The sequence below is a fragment of the Rhodococcus sp. P4_B6 genome, assembly GCF_056402215.1.
Genome location: NZ_JBFUHV010000124.1, coordinates 1 through 19,365 on the forward strand (window position 1 = coordinate 1; position 19,365 = coordinate 19,365).

Here is a 19,365-nt window from a genome sequence, read left to right on the forward strand (position 1 = left end):
GTCGCCGAGATCGTGGCCCGCCTGCAGGGCAGTGGGGTGCCGGAGGCGGCGAAGGCGGCCGGGCAGGTGCTGGCGAAGTCGCCGACCGCGTGCGCGGTCACCCTGGCGTCGCTGCGCCGGGCCCGGGTGGCGGCCAGCCTCGAGGAGGTCCTCAACGAGGAGTTCCGGGTGTCCGTCGCCTGCCTGGGCTCGGCCGATCTGGTCGAGGGGATCCGGGCGCAGGTCGTCGCCAAGGACCGCAACCCGCACTGGTCACCCGCCTCCATCGACGACGTGACCGACGACGCCGTCGCAACATTCTTCACCCCCCTCGGCGACCTCGAACTCGGCCTCACGGCCCCTACGACAACCGGAGACCAGCAGTGACCGACTACGACACCATCCTCCTCGACCGCAAGGGCCGGGTCGGGATCATCACCCTCAACCGTCCGAAAGCGCTGAACGCGTTGAACTCCCAGCTTCTGCGCGAACTCGTCACGGCAATCGAGGAACTCGATGGCGACAGCGACATCGGCGCCATCCTCATCACCGGGTCCGAGCGGGCGTTCGCCGCAGGCGCCGACATCAAGGAGATGCAAACCAAGTCCTACATGGACGTCTACCTCGACGACTTCTTCTCGATCGGCGACCGCATCGCCGCCGCCCGCAAACCCATCGTTGCCGCGGTGGCGGGATACGCCCTCGGCGGCGGGTGCGAACTGGCGATGATGTGCGACATCCTGCTCGCCGCCGACACCGCCAAGTTCGGTCAGCCCGAGATCAAACTCGGCGTCATCCCCGGAATCGGTGGCTCACAGCGCTTGACCCGCGCCGTCGGCAAGGCCAAGGCGATGGAACTGTGCCTGACGGGCCGGAACATGGACGCCGAGGAAGCCGAACGGGCCGGACTCGTCGCCCGCATCGTCCCGGCCGCCGACCTGTTCGACGAGGCACTGCTCACGGCCACCACCGTCGCCGAGATGTCGCTGCCCGTCGCGATGATGGCGAAGGAAGCGGTCAACCGGTCGTTCGAGACCACCCTCACCGAGGGAATTCGCTTCGAACGACGCGTATTCCACTCGACATTCGCCACCGAGGACCAGAAGGAAGGCATGGCCGCGTTCGTCGAAAAGCGGTCGCCGGCGTTCACCCACCGGTAATCCCTCACCCGACCCGAACACCCCGCAGCGAGCATCCGTAGCGGGGTGTTCGTGTTTGTGCCGTCCTCGACTTTCGCGAGCGGACAAACTGGCCGCGAAGCGCTATACCGGCACGACCACCGAATCGTTCTCCACCGGCTGATCTTTCGACCGCCGGTCGAGTGCGGTGGCGACGAGGAGAACGGCGAGCGCGGCCACGGTGAGTGCGGCACCCATCCAGATCGGGGACGTGAAGCCGAGTCCCGCGGCGATGGTGATGCCGCCGAGCCAGGCCCCGAGTGCGTTGCCCACGTTGAAGGCGGCGATGTTGGCGCCGGACGCCATGGTCGGCGCCTGCGCCGCGTAGTTCATGATGCGCATCTGCAGTCCGGGAACGGTCGCGAATCCGAAGAGCCCCATGAGGAACAGGGCGACGATCGTCATCGGCTTGCTGCCTGCGGTGAGGGCGAACACGACGAGCACGACGGCGAGCACGGCGAGGACCGTGGTCAGCGTGCGGGTGAGCGCCTTGTCGGCGGCGCGTCCGCCGAGGACGTTGCCGACGAACAGGCCGCCGCCGAAGAGCACGAGGAGCCACGGGACGCTGGTAGACGCGAATCCGCCGACCTCGGTGAGCGTGAACGCGATATAGGTGAACGCACCGAACATGCCGCCGAATCCGAGAATGGTGACGGCGATCGAGAACCACACCTGCGGATTCCGGAAGGCCCGCAGTTCGCTGCGCAGACCGGCAGGTTCCGGTGCGTCCGCCGCACGGGACACGGACGGCACCAGCGCGGTGATGCCGATCAAGGCCACGACGCCGATGACGGTGATGGCCCAGAACGTGGAGCGCCAGCCGAACTGCTGGCCGAGGAACGTGCCGAACGGGACACCGAGAACGTTGGCGATGGTCAATCCGGCGAACATCGTCGCGATGGCCGCGGCCCGCTTGCTCGCGGGCACGAGGTCCGCGGCGAGCACCGACCCGATGCCGAAGAACGCGCCGTGGCACAGGGCCGCGAGGACGCGTCCGCCCATCATGACCTCGTAGGTCGGGGCGAGCGCCGACAGGAGGTTGCCGCCGATGAACAGCACCATCAGCGCCTGGAGGACCGTTTTGCGGTCGAAGCGGGTGACCGCCGCGGTGATGACGATGGCTCCGACGGCGACGGAGAGGGCGTAGCCGGAGATGAGGTAGCCGGCCACGGACTCGCTCACCTGAAAGTCGGCCGACACCTCCGGCAGCAGTCCCATGATGACGAATTCGGTGAGACCGATCCCGAAGCCGCCCATTGCGAGGGCGAGCAGACCCAGTGGCATCGCGGCCACTCCTTTCGTACAGACTCGAGAGATAAGAGCGCTAGCTCGAATACCGCGTCTGCATTAGTTGCAGGCGCGTCATAAATAGTTGCACACGCCTGCTACGTGCGCAAGCTGGTATTCTGACCTGGCACTCGTATCCACAGGAGGTGGCCATGGCAGTCGCTGACGACGCCGTCGAGATCCGGTCGCAGGGATGGCGCACGCTCGCGGCCCTGCATGGTTTGCTCGAGGCGGAACTCGAACGCGCCCTGCAGCGGGGTCACGACCTCTCGGTGGTCGAGTACACGGTGCTCGACGCACTGAGCCGCCAGGACGGCTGGCACATGCGGATGGCGCAGCTCGCCCGCGCGGCCGCGCTGAGCAGCAGCGCCACCACCAGGCTGGTGAACCGATTGGAGAACCGCGGCCTGCTCACCCGGATCCTGTGCGACGACGACCGTCGCGGCATCTACACCGAACTCACACCCGCGGGCCGGGCGGCGCTGGACGAGGCGCGTCCCACCCACGACGCCACGCTGGAAGCGGCGCTCGACCGGGCGGCCGAGGTTCCCGAACTCGCCCACCTCGCCCGCACCCTGCACGAGCTCCCCGCATAGGTGAGTGGCAAAGCGTGCGGGAGCACACTTTGCCACTCACGTCAGGACAGCGGTGTGAAGTCGCGCGACGCGATGTACTCCGGCCGTGGCCGCGGTGCGGCGAACGGCGCGACGAGCGTGTTCTCGACACTGTTGAACACCAGGAACAGATTCGACCGCGGGTAGGGCGTGATGTTGTTGCCCGACCCGTGCATGACGTTGGAGTCGAACCACAGCGCGGTGCCCGCCGCACCGGTGAACTGGTCGATCCCGAACTCCGCGGCCATCCGGGTCACATCCTCCCGGCGCGGAACCCCGACCTCCTGCTCGACGAGCGAGGACGTGTAGTTGTCGTCGGGGGTGGCGCCGACGCACTGGACGAACCGCTTGTGCGAACCGGGCATCACCATCAGCGACCCGTTGAACGGGTAGTTCTCGGTGAGCGTGATCGAGCAGCTCACGGCCCGCGGCACCGGGAGCCCGTCCTCGGCGTGCCAGGTCTCGAAGTCCGAGTGCCAGTAGAAGCCGGTGCCCTTGAAACCTGGCATGGAGTTGATCCGGCTCTGGTGGATGTAGACGTCGGAGCCGAGGAGTTGTCGCGCGCGGTCGAGAATCCGGCCATCGCGGATCAGCGCGGCGACCACGTCGCTGCGCCGGTGGACGTCGAAGACCGACCGGACCTCGTCGGAACCGCGTTCGGTGATGACGCGACCGCTGTCGCGCATCGACGGGTCCCGGGACAGCCGGTCGAGTTCCTCCCGGCACGTCATCACTTCGCCGGTGTTCAGGACGTGGTCGACGATGGTGAAGCCGCGCGCCTCGTGTCCGGCGAGGGCGGCCGCGTCGAAGGGTCCGTCCGCGGGCGTTCCCCAGGCGGCAGGTTCGTTCCGTTGGAGCATCGACGGCTCGGAGGTGATCCGAGTGGGGTAGCGATCGTTGTGGTTGGTGAATCCCTGAACCTCAGCTACCTGAGTCATTGTCCCTCCTCGGCACTTACCTCTGCTTCACTGTCGCTACGGCGACAGAGTCTTCTGATCGGCGCGGAGCCGCTGGACGGCGTCGTCCAGGTGTTCGGCGAGCAGTTTCTGCACCTCGTCAGCCGTGCCCGACCGGATCGCCTCGCGCAGGGTCGCGTGTTCCTGCGCCTGCTCGCGAATGTCGTCGTACGTGGTCTGCAGTGCACCCAGGCACATCCGGGTCTCGATCAGCAGCGTCCGCGCCGCGCGGATGAGCCGCGGGCTCTGCGCGCTCTCCACCAGGATCTGGTGGAACTGCTGATCTGCGTCCGACACGGCGGCGGCGTCGCCGCGCTCGGCCGCGGCCTGCATCACGAGCACGGTGGGTTCGAGCGCCAGGTAGGTGGCTTCCCGGCGACCGTCGGCGAGAATCATCTCGAGGGCCCCGCKCTCGATGACCGACCGGCTGCGGTACACGTCGACGACGTCGTCGAGGGTCAGTTCCGTCACGAAGATCCCGCGGTGACGGATGCTGTGCAGTATGCCCTCGGATACGAGCCTCTGCATGGCTTCGCGCAGGGGTCCGCGCGAGACCTGGAAATGCGCGGCCAGTTCCGCCTCGCCCAGCTGTGCACCCGGTTCGAGCGCACCCTTCATGATGGCGACCCGCAGGCGGTCCGCGATGAATTCGGCAGTCGATTGACGACTGACGGGTTCCAGGTCAGTCAGAGCCATGACTGTGGCCTTTCTCGAACAAGGTTCCTAACGACGGTTGCACCGCCGTGTGGCCTGCAAGACGCAGGCCTTCCCAGATGGTCACCTGGTTTGCCGTGAGGACCGGCTTGCCGAGGCGCTGCTCGAGAGTACTCAGCGCACCCAGCGTCCTCATGGCCGTGTCGGGGATGAGCAGGGCTTCGGCGTCCGGATGGTCGTTCTCCACCGCGAGTTCCACCACGGATTCGGGGCTGAGCTGACCGACCTCGGCGGCGGTGTCGATCCCCGCACTCGACATCGACAGCACCTCGATGCCGGCGGCGGCGAGGAATTCGACGAACAGCTTCGCGACGTCCTCCGGGTAGCTCGCGGCCACCGCGACCCGGGTGATCCCCAGGGCGTGCAGGGCGTTGACGAACGCGAAACTGGTGCTGGACGTGGGCACACCGGTGGCGGCGGCGAGCGCATCGGCCTGCTGCTTCGCGCCGTCGGGGCCGTAGACGAAGCTGCCCGACGTGCACGCCCACACGACGGCGTCCGGCTTCTCGCCGGCGAGCAGCGCGGCCCCGCCGGCGAGTTTCTCGGGGCTACCGAGGTCGAGCAGTTCGGGCACGGCGTGCAGGTCGGTGCCGTAGATGTGCACGACCGGCAGATCGACTCCGAGCATCTCCGCGGCGAAGGGGTAGTCGTCTTCGGCGGCGTGGTCCGGGTAGATGAATCCCACAGTGGGGGTCGGCGTGCTCGTCATGCGTTCTCCTCGTTCCGTGTCGTGGGGGTGTGTCAGAAGACGTTGCGGAGCCACTTCCCGGGCCCCGTCATGGGGAGTTTCATCCGGCCCAGACAGGCCCAGATCGTGAGCTGGTTGGCGGTGAGCACCGGTTTGCCGAGTTCCTGTTCGAGCGGCGCGATGACGTCGTAGGTCGGCAGGTTGGTGCAGCTGACGAAGATCGCCTCCGACCGGGGGTCGTCCGCCGCGATGATCCGCTCGGCGATCGTGCGGTAGTTGACCTTCCAGATGCCGCCGCCGAGCCCGAGGTGATCGGAGCGCACCACCTCGGTGCCGGCCTCGTTCAGGAACGCGTGCAACCGTTCGGTCAGCGGGGCGTCGTACGGCGTGATCACCGACAGCCTGCTCAGCTCGAGGTGCTCGATCGCCTCGACCAGCGCCCCGGACGTGGTGACCGCGTGCAGGGCGCCGGCCTCGCAGATCGCGTCGCACAGCGTCCGCTCGTATTCGAGGCCCTTGATGAAACTTCCCGACGTGCACAGATAGGCCACGACCTCCGGCTCGACGTGCAGGACGTCGCGCGTCGCCGCCATGAGGTGTCTTCGCTCGGACACGAGTTCGGCCATCTCCAGGCTGACGGGCACGGGTTCGTACGGCGTGCGCGCCAGATGCAGGCTCACCTCGAGGGGAGCCCAACGCCACAGTTCACGTTCGAGCGCCAGGTCGAACGGGGCGATGATGCCTATTCCCCGTTGCGCGATCGGCCCCTCGAATTCGGGAATGTTCAGTTCCAACACCAGGCCTCACCTTCGATTCGGCCGCGCCCGAGCATTATCAGATTGTTGACAATCATACGAGTTACTCTTACGGTGTCAACGTGAGTCGGAACCCGATCGTCGCGGTGCTACATGCCCACGTTCTGCCGAGCGACGAACTCATGGCACCGGTCGCGTCCCGTGCCGAAGTTCGCTACACCGGCAAGGCGGGGCTGAGCGACGCCCTCGACGGCGCGGACGTGCTGTTTCTCTACGACTTCCTCACCGACGCGGTGCCCGGAGCGTGGCATGCCGCCGGTTCCCTGCAGTGGCTGCACATCGCCGCGGCCGGCGTCGATCCCGTCATGTTCCCCGAGGCCCGCGACAGCGACGTCACGATCACCAACTCCCGGGGCGTGTTCGACGGCGCGATCGCCGAGTACGTGCTCGCCCAGATCCTCGCGTTCGCGAAGGATCTGCCGGGTTCGCTGCGACTGCAGCAGTCCCACACGTGGCAGCACCGCGAATCCGAGCGGATCGCGGGCCGCACCGCCCTGATCGTCGGCACCGGCCCCATCGGCCGCGCCACCGCCCGACTTCTCCGCGCAGCGGGGATGAAGGTCAGCGGTTCGGGTCGCACCGCCCGCGACGCCGATCCCGACTTCGGGACGGTCACCGCCACCGAAGATCTCCCGGAGCAACTCGCGGCCGCCGATTACGTGATCGCGGTGGCCCCGCTCACCGAGCAGACCCGTCACCTGTTCCGCGATACGACGTTCGCCGCTATGAAGCCGGGCGCGCGGTTCGTCAACGTCGGACGGGGTGAGCTCGTGCGCACCGACGACCTCGTCGCCGCGCTGCGGGCGGGAACGATCGCGGGCGCCGCGCTCGACGTGTTCGACACGGAACCGCTCCCCGCGGACCATCCGCTCTGGGACATGACGAACGTGTCGATCACGCCCCACAATTCGGGCGACTTCGCCGGCTGGCGCGACGACCTCATCACCGTGTTCACCGACAATTTCGAACGCTGGGTGACGGGGTACCCGCTCGAGAACGTAGTTGACAAGCACCTCGGGTACGTACCGAGCCGATGATGACAGGGCCCGAACGTCCAGGCTGAAGGAGTTCTCATGAATCCCACCGACATGACCGCCGTCGAACTGGTCACGGCCTACTCGTCCGGAGAACTTTCGCCGGTGGAGGCGACGCAGGCGATGCTCGACGCCATCACCGAGCGTGATCGCGCCATCAACTCGTACTGCCTCGTCGACGAGGAGCGGGCGCTCGCGCAGGCCCGGAAGTCCGAGGAGCGCTGGAACACCGGCTACTCCAAGGGACTGCTCGACGGCGTCCCGATCTCCATCAAGGACATCTTCCTCACCGACGGCTGGCCGACGCTCCGCGGATCGCAGGCCGTCGACGAGGACCAGCCGTGGGACGTCGACAGTCCCGTCGCCGCCCGGCTGCGCGAGGACGGGATGGTGTTCCTCGGCAAGACCACAACCCCCGAGATCGCCTGGAAGGCCGTCACCGACAGCGCTCTGTGCGGCATCACCCGCAACCCCGCCGACCCGACCAAGACGGCCGGCGGTTCTTCGGGCGGCAGTGCCGCGGCGGTCGCCGCGGGTCTCGGTCCCTGCTCCGTCGGCACCGACGGCGGCGGCAGTGTGCGGATCCCCGCGTCGTTCTGCGGCGTCGTCGGTTTCAAGCCCACCCACGGCCGGATCCCCCTGTTCCCGGCGAGCCCGTTCGGGCCGCTGGCGCACGCCGGCCCGATCACCCGCACGGTCGAGGACGCGGCGCTGCTGATGGACATCCTGGCGTTGCCCGACCCGCGCGACCCGACGTCGCTCGCGCCGTCCCCGACCACCTTCCGCGGCGAAATCGGCCGCGACGTGGTCGGACTCGGCGTCGCCTACTCCCCCACACTCGGCTACGTGACCGTCGATCCGGAGGTCCGGGCGATCGTCGACCGGGCGGTGCAGGCCATCGACGCGGCGGGCCTGCCGGTCACCGCCGCCGACCCCGGGTTCGGCGATCCGATCGACGCCTTCGAACTGTTGTGGGCGGCCGGGGCCGCCGCCATGCTGAAGAATTTCCCGGAGGGGGCACGCGACAAGGTCGACCCGGGCCTCGGCAAGGTCTGGGAACGAGGCGAGAAGTTCAGCGCGGTCGAGTATCTCGACGCTCGCGCGGTCGCCGCGGACATCGGCATCACGATGGGCAAATTCCATCTGACGCACAATGTCCTGCTCACACCCACCGTCCCCATTCCGGCTTTCGAGGCGGGCCACGACGTCCCGCCGGGCAGCGACCTCACCGGCTGGCCGCAGTGGACGCCGTTCACGTACCCGTTCAACCTGACCCAGCAGCCGGCGATCAGCATCCCGGTCGGTCGCACCGCGGCGGGTCTGCCGGTGGGCCTGCAGATCATCGGCCCCCGGCATTCGGACGACCTCGTGCTCGCGGTCGCACGGTACGCGGAGCACGTCCTCGGCTAGGTCGGCCGAAAAGCACCCGATTCGCGCTGCATCCGAGGATGATCAGAACTGGGCCCGGTGCTCCGAACATCTGCTCTGCTGCCGGGCGACAGTTGCCTGACAGAAGTTTTCGGGGTCGAGGAGAGCCCGGGAGAGTAGATGACAGCAATGCCGGTGTCCGGGGTCCCGCCGCATTCGCCGCAGGACCGGGATCCGTTCGCCCCGGGCATGGTCGTCGCCACTCGATACACACTCCTCGGACGATTCGCCGGACCCGACTGGGTGCAGTGGTGGCACGCGCACGACACCGAACTGTGCAGGGACGTCTCGCTCAGCCTCGTCGACTCGGCGCACCTCCGCGACACCGACACCCGTCCGGATCCGGTGGCGCGGTTCTGCCGGAACACCACCGGCACCAGCTTCAGCCACGAGGGGCGGATCGCGCAGGTCTACGACATCGCGGTGGTCGGCGACCGGATCGCCGTGGTCGCGGAATGGACGCCCGGATGGCGTCTCGCGGATATCGCGCGCACGGTTCCGCGGCCGCTGGACGCCGCGCGCATCGTGCGCGACCTCGCCGCCGCCACCGCGGACGCGCACCATTTCGGTGCGCGCATCTCACTCGATCATCCCAACCGGGTACGGATCTCCCGGGAAGGACTCGCGGTCCTCGCCTTCCCCGCCACCCTCGCCGCCGCGAGCACGGCCGACGACGTCGCCGGCCTCGGCGCGCTGCTGTACGCACTGCTGCTCGGCACGTGGCCGCTGCCGTCGTGCGGCGAGACCCACGCGGCCGGACTGCCCCCCGCCGGTCGTCGGGGTGACGGTTCCGTCGTCCCGCCGCATCGGGTGCGGCCCACGATTCCCCGGCGACTGTCCGACGTGGCCGTCAACGCGCTCACCCGGCGACCCGGGATGGACACCGCGCAGGCGGTGGTCGACGCCCTCGACCGGATGCTGGCGGACGCGCGGGCTCGGTCGGCTCCCGCGTTCGCCCCGAAGAAGAAGGTCCGCCCGAAGGCCGACGACCGGTCGGCCCGATCGAGGGCGCCGCTTCCCGCGATGAGCGCTGCACTCGCCGTGGTCGTCGCCCTCGGCGCCGCCGGGTGGGCGATCGGCACCTCGTTCACCGCGTCGGACGCACCGCCCGCGGCTGTCGCGGACAGCACGCTCAGCGAGATCGTGCCCGCGCCGGAACCCGACCCGGTACCGCTGATCCCGTCGTCCGCGACCGTCTACTCCCCCCAGCACTTCCCGGACAACGGGACGAGCGCGTCGCTCGCGGTCGACGCGAACCCGGCAACGTTCTGGGCCACCGACCGCTACCCGCAGCAATTGCCGCCGACGAAGGGCGGAGTGGGCCTGATCGTGTCGTTCCCCAAGCCCGTCGATCTGCGGACCGTCTGGATCGAATCACCGACGCCGGGCACCAGGGTGGAGATCCGGACCGCGCCCGCCGCCTGGGCCAACATCGGCCACACCCAGTTGCTCGGCGCCGCCACGCTCGCGCCCGGAGTCACCCGGATCGCCGCCCGCACGCCCGCACCCACCACCCGCGTCCTCGTGTGGATCTCGGGCCTGTCCCCGGTCGAATCCGGATTCCAGTCGAGCCTGTCGGAGATCGGGTTCCTGGGCGGCGGCGCATGAGTCGCGACATCTTCGGCCCCACCCAGCCGAACACGGGAAGCACCGCGCGCGACCACCTCGCGAACGAACGCACCTATCTCGCGTGGCATCGCACCGGCATCAGTGTCGCCGCACTCGGTGTGGCGGTGGCGAAGTTCGCCCCACACCGCGGCGACCACGCCATTGCCGCCGGATTCATTCTGATCGGCGCGGGCCTGCTGGTATCCGCCTACGGCACCTACCGATACCGGGTCATCAGCAGGCAGATCGAATCCGGGGTATTCGCGCCGGCGACGTTCGCCGCCGTCGTCACCTCCAGCGTCGTCACACTGCTCGCGCTCCTCGCCGTGCTGGTTCTACTCTGACCCCGGCGCGGCCTCGACGCAGCGGAATCCGATGTGGCTCATCCCGGTGTCGACCATCTGCGGCCGCCGGGCCGCGGGCCGGTATCGGCGGCAGTAGCTGTCTGCGCAGAGGAACGATCCACCCTTGATCACTCGCCGCGGAACCCGGAACTGGGGTTGACGCGGGTCGAAGCTCTCCGCCATGCCGGGTCCACGCGGATTGCGTGGCGCACAGCACGACTGCGCGGTGTCGTCGTGCCGATCGGCGTACCAGTCGGCGGTCCACTCCCACACGTTTCCCGCCATGTCGAACAGACCGTAGTCGTTGGGCCGATAACTACCGACGGCGGTCGTGGTGCCGTACCCGGGGTCGGCGCGCCACGGGAAGTCCCCGTGCCAGTAGTTCGCCGGCGGCGGGGACTCGGAGTCCGGGGTGTCGCCCCAGGTGAATTCGGCCTGGTCGAGACCGCCGCGCGCCGCGGCCTCCCACTGCGCCTCGGTGGGGAGGGACCGTCCGGCCCACTGTGCGTACGCGGCCGCGTCCTCGTGGGCGACGTGGACGACGGGATGCCGTTCACGACCCGCGACCGTCGACGCCGGTCCGGTGGGGCGGTGCCAGGACGCGCCGACCGTCCAGGTCCACCACTGGCTCAGGTGACGGAGATCGACTGGCCCGCGGGTGGGAGTGAACACCATCGATCCGGGTTGCAGATTCTCCGCGGGAGCCCCGGGAAAGTCGGCGGGGTCCAGCGGACGCTCGGCGACCGTGACGTAACCGGTGTCCCGGACGAACGTCGTGAACTGTTCGTTGGTGACCTGGTACGCCTCGATCGCGAACGCGTCGACCGCCACCCGATGCGCCGGACCCTCTTCCGGATAGTGCCGATCCGAGCCCATGGTGAACGTCTGGGCGGGGATGCGACGGACATCGGAAACGGTCACGGTATCCACGAAGTCTCCCCTTCCGACTGCTCAGGTGACGGCCGGCGAGAAGACGCTCGTCCAATCGTTCTTCATGCTTACCACGGTCCAGTTGTTTGCTCGTGCCTCTTCGAGGGCCTGCTCGGCGCCGGCGACGTAGTCGAATTCGCGATCGGCGTCGTCGTGCAGGATCAGCACCCGCAGGGACGGGCGGTCGGGCAGCCCGGAGAACGCCAGCATCGGCAGGTCGCCGTTGGAGTTGCCGACCGACAGGATCGGCCGACGCCCGATCCTGCTCCAGATCCGGACCGGTTTCTCCGGTCCGTCGTCGAAGAAGTCCATCGCCGCCTTGTAGAGCAGCTCCGTCCGGCCTTCCTCGGCGCGGTAGGAGAGGCCGAGTGCGCTGCCGATGATCCGTTCCGGCGGCACCCCGTAGAGCTGCCCTGCGATCGGGCGCATGAAGTCCCGGTCACCGCCGGACGCGAGGTAGATCGTGAATCCGTTGGCCTCCAGGTAGCGCAGCAGTTCGACCATCGGTGCGTATCCGCAGCCCCGGTACGGTCGACCGAGCGTCGGATGGTCCGCCCCGTCGAAGAATGCGGTGACGCGGGCGTCGTAGTCCTCGACGCTGACCTCGTCGAACGCCCGGGTGATCGCACCCATCAACAGCTTCAGATCCGCGTCGTCGCCGTGATAATGCTTGACCATCGCGGCGCCGAGCCATTTCAGGTCGTGCTCGTGCGCGGCCTGCCAGGGCTGCGTCTGCTGCAGATCGGGATCGGCGGCGGCCATCTCCGCCAAGCGCCGGATCGTGAAGTCGAGTTGGATCGGCATCGGCTTCTCGCACCACAGTGTGCCGTCGTTGTCGAAAACGGCGACCCGGTCCGCAGGCTCGACGAAGTCCGGCCCGCGCGCCGTTACCCGTCCGACGAAGTCCTCGATCGCGGACCGCGTCGATCCGTCCGCCCAGGAACCACCCAGTCCGGCACCCATCCCGGTCAGTCCTTCGACAGGAAGGCGTGCAGCTTCGCCACCGCGTGGTCGATCGTGAAGCTTGCCGGCTCCTGCCGCGGAGGAAATTCCTTGAACGTCTCGAGGAATTGAGTCGTGATGACCGTTCCGTAGATCGCGATGTAGTCGTGGTCGAGGAACCAGTCCCAATAGGTGTTCGACGTGATATCGGCCCGCTCGAACGGGTCGGTGCGCAGGTTGAACAGTTTCGGTAGCCGCAGTGGAGTGAACGGCTCCGCCCACAGTCCGAGGGTGCCCTGCGCCCGCTGCTCCATGAACACGATCTTCCAGTTGTCGAAACGGATGCCCAGCACGTCGCAGTCGTCGGAGAAATAGACCATGCCCCGGCGCGGGGACTTGTCGACCTCACCGGTGAGATACGGCAGCAGGTTGTAGCCGTCGATGTGCGCCTTGAACCTCTTGCCGCCGGCGTCGTGACCGCTCTTCAGTTGCTCGACGACCTCGGGCGCACCCGCGGCGGCGAGGAAGGTGGGCAGCCAGTCGTGGTGCTGAACGATCTCGTTGGAGACCACGCCGGCGGGAATCTTGCCCGGCCAGCGGATCACTTCCGGGACGCGGAACGCGCCCTCCCAGTTGGTGTCCTTCTCGCTGCGGAACGGTGTGGTCGCGCCGTCCGGCCAGGTGTTCGCGTGCGGGCCATTGTCGGTGCTGTAGATGACGATGGTGTTCTCGGCGAGACCGAGTTCGTCGACGGCGTCGAGCAACTGGCCGACATGCTTGTCGTGATCGACCATGGTGTCGTGGTAGGGCGACTGCCAGTGCCCGGCCTGCCCGATGCTTTCCGGCTTCGTGTGCGTCCGCAGGTGCATGTGTGTGGTGTTCATCCACACGAAGAACGGGGTTTCGGCCTCCTTCTGCCGCGTGATGAAGTCGATTGCCGCGGCGACCGTCTCGTCGTCGATGGTCTCCATCCGCTTCTTGGTCAGCGGCCCGGTGTCCTCGATGCGCTGCTTCCCGAGCGGCCCGTATCGCGGATCGACCTCACCGGCGTCTTCCTCGGTGGCCCAGCAGTGGAGGACGCCGCGCGGCATCATCACCTCGTGCAGTTTGGGATAGTCCTGCGCGCTGGGATAGTCGGGGAGCTCGGGTTCTTCCTCCGCGTTGAGGTGATAGAGGTTGCCGAAGAATTCGTCGAACCCGTGCACGGTCGGCAGATATTTGTTCAGGTCGCCGAGATGGTTCTTCCCGAACTGCCCGGTGGCGTATCCGAGTGGCTTGAGCAGTTCGGCGATGGTGGGGTCCTCCGGCGACAATCCGACGTCGACTCCTGGGATTCCCACCTTGCTCATGCCGGTGCGGTACACGCTCTGCCCGGTGATGAACGACGCCCGGCCCGCGGTACAGCTCTGTTCCCCGTAGGAATCGGTGAACCTCATCCCCTCGTCGGCGAGGCGGTCGATGTTCGGTGTGCGGTAGCCCATCAGCCCGTCGCTGTAGCAGCTGAGATTGGTGATACCGATGTCGTCGCCCCAGATGACCAGAATGTTGGGTTTCGCGTCCGTCATCTGTCTCTCCTCGCATCATCGGGGGAATCGCAATCCTGACGATGCTCGCGGGACGTCCCGGCCACATCACCCGCGCCGGGTGAGAACCTCGTGCCGCCGACCTGCGTCAGTCCGGCGGCACCGACGCCGGTCGGTCCACGGCCAGGATGTACACGCTGATCACCATCACCCACACCGGAAACACCAGCGTTACCCAGAGACTGAAGCTGACGACCACCAGGAGCGTGACTGACAGCACGTAGGTGGCGACGGCCAGCCAACGCGGCATCAGCCCGGTGCGCAGCCAGATGGTCCCCAGCGAGATCATGAACACCCCGGCCATGCGCACCCCGTACACGTTGTTCACGTGCAACATCACCTCGCGGCCGAAGTAGACCAGGTCGTTCTGCGGAGCGGTCGGCAGCCGGGATATGGCGAGCATTCCACCGGCGAGGGCCATCGACACGAAGGTCGTCGCGAGGAACAACAGCCCACTGCCCAGGAAGACGGTCGAGAAGAATCGGTCTTCGAGTTCTCCGAGCCGGTCGCGAATGACGCCGATGAACCACAGGAACGCGATGCCCGCGAAGGGCGCGAGGACCAGGGCCGCCGTGATCTGCGTCTGGTGACTCACCCACGGGGTGCCCGCGGCGCCCGGCAGTGCGCTGCGCAGCAGGACGATGCTGGAGGCGAACAGGACGCCGAAGACGACACCGGCGACGGCTGCGGCCCGTGGGGTCCGCAGCCGGTGGTACTCGGCATCGCCCCGTGTGCCGGCCATGAGATCAGTCTTCGCCGCGGTCGTGCTCCGGGGCAACAGGGACCGCCGGTCGAGCAGCTACCCGGAAGCCTCCAGTGTCGCTTTGAGAACGGTGACGTCCAGCGTGGCCGCCAGATCGGCGATCGTCACACCCGACAGGGTGTCCCGCCACGCACGCTCGGCGTCGGCCATGACCTTCGCGATGCCGCAGGGGGTCGTGCACTGTTCCGGTGGCGCGGCGAGCAGCCCCTGCTGCCGGATCTCCGTGCACCGAAACGCCGGTGCCGCGCCGTCGACCGCCTGCACGACGTCGAGCACCGTGATGTCCCCGGGGGCACGGGTGAGGACGTACCCGCCGTCGCGGCCCTCGGTCGGGTGGACGAGGCCGGCCCGTGCCAGCGACTGCAGGTGCTTGGCGAGATAGGACTTCGACACCCCGTGCAGGTCTGCCAGCCGCGCGGTCGGCACCGGACCCTCGGCCTGGCTGAGCACGACGCAGCAGTGGAGCGACCACTCCACACCACCGGAAATCTTCATGCTCACGACCCTATTTGCGCAACCATTCGTCCAGGGTGGTCGGGGCGATCCAGGCGCCGGCGCCGGGTGTCGGCGTGATGGCCGCGTCGTCGAGTTGCGCACCGAAGTAGCCGGCGGCGGGATCGGTCGTCACGGACCGCTTGTCTCCGGTCGACGCGAACAGCCGGCGCACCAGTTCGTCGATGCCCAGCGGCTCGGGACCGGCGATCTCGACGGTGCCGTTCAACGGGGAGCCTGCGGCAACCTCCGCCACCCGCGACACGACGTCACGCGAGGCGATGGGCTGCAGGTGCGCCGGCGTCGCGTGCACCGTGTCGCCGACGGTCCCGGCGTCGGCGATGCCCGCGATGAACTCGAAGAACTGGGTCGATCGCACGATCGAGTAGGGCACTGGGCCCGCCTTGACCAYGTCTTCCTGTGCGACCTTGGCCCGCAGGTATCCCGAGTCGGGAAGCCGGTCGGCGCCGACGATCGACAGGACCACGTGGTGCCCGACGCCGGCGGCCTCCTCGGCGGCGAGCATGTGCTTCGTCGAGTCCCGGAAAAACGCCAGGACGTCGTCGTCCGCCCACGACGGCGAGTTGGTCAGGTCCACCACCGCGTCGGCTCCCGCGACGGCTTCCGCGACGCCCTTGCCGGTGGTCGTGTCGATTCCGTCGGCGCGGCCGAGTGCCACGACGTCGTGCCCGGTCTTGCCGAGCGTGGCCGCGACCTGCCGTCCGATCAGTCCGTTCCCGAAAATGACGATCTTCACGTCTTCTCTCCTTTACTCGGATAAATCGTATCCGAGTTTACTCCGACAAGCGTTGTCCGAGTCAAGGCCCGCATCACGCCGATTCCGGCCGCACCACGACGGGCACCCCCTCGTACGGCGCGAGGGTGATCGGGAAACTGTGCAGCTCGTCCACGGCGCCGATCTGTTCGTCGGTGAACAGGTTGACCGCGGGCGAGCCCGCGGGCAGGAACTGCGACTGGACGGTCGCGGCGATCTCCTCGGACGTGAAGTTGAGGACCGTGACCTCCAGACTCGCGTCCGCCAGTTCGTGGACCATCACGAGCAGCCCCTTGTGCGACACGGTCGGCACGTCGAGCTGGACGGCGGTGGCGATGCCGAATCGGTTCCGGATGTCGATGATGCGGGCCAAGCGGCGTGCGAAGGACGTCGGATCCTGCAGTTGCACAGGCAAACTCCCGTACAGACTGTGTCCGCGGGGAATGCCCGACTCCGACCGTTCGGCGTCCGGGTTGACGCCCATCAGGTCGTGCGCACCCCGGTTGATCCAGCGGGTGTCCCCCTCCGCGAGGAGATCGGCGACGTCCTCGGACGGCACGGGAAGCAAACCGCACAGGTCCCAGCCCGACAGAGCGAACACTCCCGGCTGGAGTGCGTTGAACATCGCCAGCAGCAGGTGGGCCTGCTTGACGGTGTCGATGTCGGCGGCGTCCATCCGGTCGAGGTCGCGGATGCCCAGCGCGGCGGTGATGACACTGGCTGTCGTGCACGCGATCCCGTTCGTGGTGAACGTGCGGTTGTACGGCGCCCACCGCCCGGTGAGCCGCTCGCAGAGGTCCTTGCGGATGCGGTCGCCGAGGTCCGACCCGGTGACGGACTCGCCGCCGTAGTCGAACTCGTCGTCCTTGTGCAGCGTCGCGAAATGGACCAGCTCGAACGTCAGCTCGTCGTGATTCTGCAGAGCATGGACGAGCGAAGCCGCGTCGACGCCGTGATCGCGGGCGAGGTTCATCGTCAACCGGAGGAATTCGGTGTTCCCCATGACCAGCGCGTGATGGTAGGCGGGGCGATTGATGAAGTCGTACGACAGGTCGGCGCCGGTCGTGCCCATCGCCTTGATGTCGTCGATGGTGAGGTTCAACTCCTGGAACGTGAATCCGCCCATCTTCCGCACGATGCTGGCGATGAGGTGATTCGCCGCCTCCGACAGCGGGTGCCCCTCCGACCAGCCGGGGAGTCCCTCGGTGCGGCGTTCCACCCCGAGGAAACCGTTGGCGTCCAGGCGGAGCGCGCCTGCGCCGAGGTCCGCGATGGAATGGCATGCGTCGCCGATGACGAGGCGCATGCCCGCGAACGACGGATCGAGCCAGTTGATCGACGGCTGCCCCGCCTTGAAATAGTGCAGATACACCCACCTGCGCTCGACGCCGTCCACCCCCATCACCGCGGGTGTGACACTCCAGTTGGTCTCCTTCACCCCGAGTTCGTAGAAGATGACCCGCTGGAGTTGCCCGATGATGTACCCGGCGCGGGCGAGTTGCGCCTCGGTGTCGGCGTCGATGTTCACCGCGTCCCGGCCGTCCGGAACGCGGGGAAGCAGGTGCCAGTCCTGCTGTTCGATCTCCACCATGTGATAGATGCCGGGATAGTCGGCGTGCGCCATCTCGGCGAGCCGGAAGTCGGCGCCCTTACCCGTGTGACCGGGGACGATGTCGTCGATGACGATGCCGTCGTACGCTGCGGCGACGACGCAGAGCTTGCGGAACTCCTCCTCCGTCCCGAACGCCGAGTCGATCTGCATGCTGATGCGGTCGAAGTGGCCGTCCACCGAGGGCGTGGCCCGCCACCCGTCGATCCCACCGGCCTGCTTCACCGGCCCCGTGTGCACCGCCGTCACCCCGATGTCGGAGAAGGCCTGCCACAGCGACTCGTCGCCGAGCGAACTCAGGAAACTCGCGCCCGGCGCCGTGATGATCGAGATCGGGTACGCCGTGAACCACACCGAACCCCGCTCCACCGCGGCCCGCGGATTGGGGTCGGCATACGGGTTCTGCCACATGCTGCCCTTGCCGGACAACTGCTCCGCGATCAACTTCGCATCGTGCAGGATCGACTGGTTGATCAGCCACTCCACGTACTTCGGGTTGTCCGGCACCGGCTCACCCGACTGCGCATCCACCCTGGCCGCGCGGCGGACCGACGGTTTCAACGGCCGCGGACGCGCCGGGTAGAACTGCTCGTCGTAGCTGATCTCGCTGGGCTCGTGATGGATCTCGGGGTTCATGGTCCTCCGTCGTCATCTCGTCGACTCCGCACCGGTCGGCTACCCGTCCACCGTCCCACGGAAACGACCGCCCGGCATGCGGAGTTGGGGAGGAAACGGCTCGATCACCTGGCGAGCAGCGGTGTGACGTCCCGGCCGACGAATTCGACGAATCCCAGCAGATCCGGTTCGTCCTCGGTCGGCGTGATCGCCACGGACGTCGCGCCCAGATCGGCGAGTCTGCGCACCTCCGCGGCGATGGTGTTCGCGTCTCCCGCGACGCCGATTCCTGCGTCGGCCGGTTTCTCCCACCGCGCCAGTTCCGCATCCACCCGTCGCTGCGCACCGTCGCCGGTGGCGGCGATCTTCGGGACGACCACGTCATGCGAGGCGGCCCGGTCGCCGCCGATCTCCTCCACGATCAGGTCGCGGGTTCGGCGGACGTCGTCGTCGCCGACCGCGGACGGGAGGAGGTTGCCGTCACCCAGCCGTGCCGCCAGGCGGATCGACTTGGGGCCCTCGCCGCCGAGCATCAGCGGCACCCGCTCGGCCGGGGGCCAGTCCAGTGTCACGTCGTCGAGCCGAACGTACCGCCCGCGGGTGCTCACAGACTCGCCGTCGAGCAGCGCCCGCAGCGCCACCGAGTACTCCTCGAGCAGGGTCATCGGCGACCCGGCCCGGGCACCCACCTGCTCCATCCAGTCCTGCACCCCGTGTCCGACACCCGCGATCACCCGGCCGGGAAACAACCGGGCCATCGTGGCGATCTCCATCGCGGTGAGCGCGACGTTACGCAGCGGGGCGGGCATCAACCCGACGCCGACGTGGATTCGTTCCGTCCACGCGAGCGCCGCGGCCGCCGACGCGACGCCGCTCTCCTTGAAACAGTCTTCCCACAACCAGATCTCGTCGAGGCCGCTGCTCTCGGCCACCCGCGCGAAGTCTCTCAACCGCTCAGGTTCGATCGTCGGGATGAACGTCACGCCCAGTCGCGGCACCGCATTCGTCATC

20 protein-coding genes are annotated in these 19,365 nt (G+C 67.9%); 7 read left to right on the top strand and 13 right to left on the bottom strand.

Annotation, left to right across the window (positions count from 1 at the left end):
- Both AC1DWT_RS36570 and AC1DWT_RS36575 read left to right on the top strand, forming a co-directional pair.
- The coding region (locus AC1DWT_RS36570) for an enoyl-CoA hydratase/isomerase family protein (RefSeq protein ID WP_477924386.1) at nucleotides 1-366 on the top strand (366 nt) is incomplete at its 5' end.
- Nucleotides 363-1,139, top strand: coding sequence for an enoyl-CoA hydratase (locus tag AC1DWT_RS36575; RefSeq protein WP_095863130.1), 777 nt, complete (start codon nucleotides 363-365; stop codon nucleotides 1,137-1,139). The genes AC1DWT_RS36570 and AC1DWT_RS36575, both read left to right, overlap by 4 nt.
- 102 nt (nucleotides 1,140-1,241) lie before the next feature.
- Here AC1DWT_RS36575 and AC1DWT_RS36580 read toward each other — a convergent pair whose 3' ends face one another.
- Complete coding sequence (locus tag AC1DWT_RS36580; protein WP_095863598.1) at nucleotides 1,242-2,441, bottom strand: MFS transporter; 1,200 nt, start codon at nucleotides 2,439-2,441, stop codon at nucleotides 1,242-1,244.
- 155 nt (nucleotides 2,442-2,596) lie between these two features.
- Between AC1DWT_RS36580 and AC1DWT_RS36585 the strand changes: the two genes are divergently transcribed.
- The gene (locus AC1DWT_RS36585; protein ID WP_072939140.1) at nucleotides 2,597-3,040 is read left to right on the top strand and encodes a MarR family winged helix-turn-helix transcriptional regulator; all 444 of its coding nucleotides are present in this window, start codon (nucleotides 2,597-2,599) and stop codon (nucleotides 3,038-3,040) included.
- 41 nt (nucleotides 3,041-3,081) lie between these two features.
- Here AC1DWT_RS36585 and thpD read toward each other — a convergent pair whose 3' ends face one another.
- The 4 genes from thpD to AC1DWT_RS36605 are packed head-to-tail and all read right to left on the bottom strand — an operon-like array spanning nucleotide 3,082 to nucleotide 6,210.
- Complete coding sequence (gene thpD, locus AC1DWT_RS36590) at nucleotides 3,082-3,996, bottom strand: ectoine hydroxylase (RefSeq protein WP_095863129.1); 915 nt, start codon at nucleotides 3,994-3,996, stop codon at nucleotides 3,082-3,084.
- Nucleotides 3,997-4,032: 36 nt separating this feature from the next.
- Nucleotides 4,033-4,710: a GntR family transcriptional regulator gene (locus AC1DWT_RS36595; RefSeq protein ID WP_477924388.1), complete on the bottom strand. Its 678-nt coding sequence runs from the start codon at nucleotides 4,708-4,710 to the stop codon at nucleotides 4,033-4,035.
- Nucleotides 4,697-5,437: a maleate cis-trans isomerase family protein gene (locus tag AC1DWT_RS36600; protein ID WP_095863128.1), complete on the bottom strand. Its 741-nt coding sequence runs from the start codon at nucleotides 5,435-5,437 to the stop codon at nucleotides 4,697-4,699. Before AC1DWT_RS36600 ends, AC1DWT_RS36595 begins: the two co-directional genes overlap by 14 nt.
- Nucleotides 5,438-5,469: 32 nt before the next feature.
- The gene (locus tag AC1DWT_RS36605; protein ID WP_072939552.1) at nucleotides 5,470-6,210 is read right to left on the bottom strand and encodes a maleate cis-trans isomerase family protein; all 741 of its coding nucleotides are present in this window, start codon (nucleotides 6,208-6,210) and stop codon (nucleotides 5,470-5,472) included.
- Nucleotides 6,211-6,293: 83 nt separating this feature from the next.
- Here AC1DWT_RS36605 and AC1DWT_RS36610 point away from each other — a divergent pair, with 83 nt between their 5' ends.
- The 4 genes from AC1DWT_RS36610 (at nucleotide 6,294) to AC1DWT_RS36625 (ending at nucleotide 10,645) form a co-directional block, all read left to right on the top strand.
- Nucleotides 6,294-7,268, top strand: coding sequence for a D-2-hydroxyacid dehydrogenase (locus AC1DWT_RS36610; RefSeq protein ID WP_095863127.1), 975 nt, complete (start codon nucleotides 6,294-6,296; stop codon nucleotides 7,266-7,268).
- Between the two features lie 36 nt (nucleotides 7,269-7,304).
- Nucleotides 7,305-8,675 (top strand): amidase, encoded by a 1,371-nt coding sequence (locus AC1DWT_RS36615; RefSeq protein WP_095863126.1) that lies wholly within the window; start codon nucleotides 7,305-7,307, stop codon nucleotides 8,673-8,675.
- A 138-nt stretch (nucleotides 8,676-8,813) separates the two neighbouring features.
- Complete coding sequence (locus AC1DWT_RS36620) at nucleotides 8,814-10,301, top strand: protein kinase family protein (protein ID WP_477924391.1); 1,488 nt, start codon at nucleotides 8,814-8,816, stop codon at nucleotides 10,299-10,301.
- On the top strand, nucleotides 10,298-10,645 hold the full coding sequence (locus AC1DWT_RS36625) for a YidH family protein (RefSeq protein ID WP_095863124.1): 348 nt from the start codon (nucleotides 10,298-10,300) through the stop codon (nucleotides 10,643-10,645). The genes AC1DWT_RS36620 and AC1DWT_RS36625 overlap by 4 nt, the downstream gene beginning before the upstream one ends.
- Here AC1DWT_RS36625 and AC1DWT_RS36630 read toward each other — a convergent pair.
- The 8 genes from AC1DWT_RS36630 to AC1DWT_RS36665 form a co-directional block, all read right to left on the bottom strand.
- Nucleotides 10,637-11,575, bottom strand: coding sequence for a formylglycine-generating enzyme family protein (locus AC1DWT_RS36630; RefSeq protein ID WP_477924393.1), 939 nt, complete (start codon nucleotides 11,573-11,575; stop codon nucleotides 10,637-10,639). The two genes, AC1DWT_RS36625 and AC1DWT_RS36630, sit on opposite strands and share 9 nt — an antisense overlap.
- Nucleotides 11,576-11,596: 21 nt before the next feature.
- Nucleotides 11,597-12,538: an HAD family hydrolase gene (locus AC1DWT_RS36635; protein WP_072939167.1), complete on the bottom strand. Its 942-nt coding sequence runs from the start codon at nucleotides 12,536-12,538 to the stop codon at nucleotides 11,597-11,599.
- Nucleotides 12,539-12,543: 5 nt separating this feature from the next.
- Nucleotides 12,544-14,082: an arylsulfatase gene (locus AC1DWT_RS36640; RefSeq protein WP_095863121.1), complete on the bottom strand. Its 1,539-nt coding sequence runs from the start codon at nucleotides 14,080-14,082 to the stop codon at nucleotides 12,544-12,546.
- A gap of 106 nt (nucleotides 14,083-14,188) precedes the next feature.
- Entirely contained in the window at nucleotides 14,189-14,842 is a 654-nt protein-coding gene (locus AC1DWT_RS36645) for a hypothetical protein (protein WP_477924396.1), read from the bottom strand.
- A gap of 57 nt (nucleotides 14,843-14,899) precedes the next feature.
- Nucleotides 14,900-15,358, bottom strand: a complete 459-nt coding sequence (locus AC1DWT_RS36650) for an RrF2 family transcriptional regulator (protein WP_477924398.1) — start codon at nucleotides 15,356-15,358, stop codon at nucleotides 14,900-14,902.
- A 10-nt stretch (nucleotides 15,359-15,368) separates the two neighbouring features.
- The gene (locus tag AC1DWT_RS36655) at nucleotides 15,369-16,112 is read right to left on the bottom strand and encodes an SDR family oxidoreductase (RefSeq protein WP_477924400.1); all 744 of its coding nucleotides are present in this window, start codon (nucleotides 16,110-16,112) and stop codon (nucleotides 15,369-15,371) included.
- Nucleotides 16,113-16,185: 73 nt separating this feature from the next.
- Nucleotides 16,186-18,375, bottom strand: a complete 2,190-nt coding sequence (treS, locus tag AC1DWT_RS36660; RefSeq protein ID WP_095863118.1) for a maltose alpha-D-glucosyltransferase — start codon at nucleotides 18,373-18,375, stop codon at nucleotides 16,186-16,188.
- Between the two features lie 104 nt (nucleotides 18,376-18,479).
- Complete coding sequence (locus tag AC1DWT_RS36665; protein WP_095863117.1) at nucleotides 18,480-19,364, bottom strand: LLM class flavin-dependent oxidoreductase; 885 nt, start codon at nucleotides 19,362-19,364, stop codon at nucleotides 18,480-18,482.
- Nucleotide 19,365: the final 1 nt, after the last annotated feature.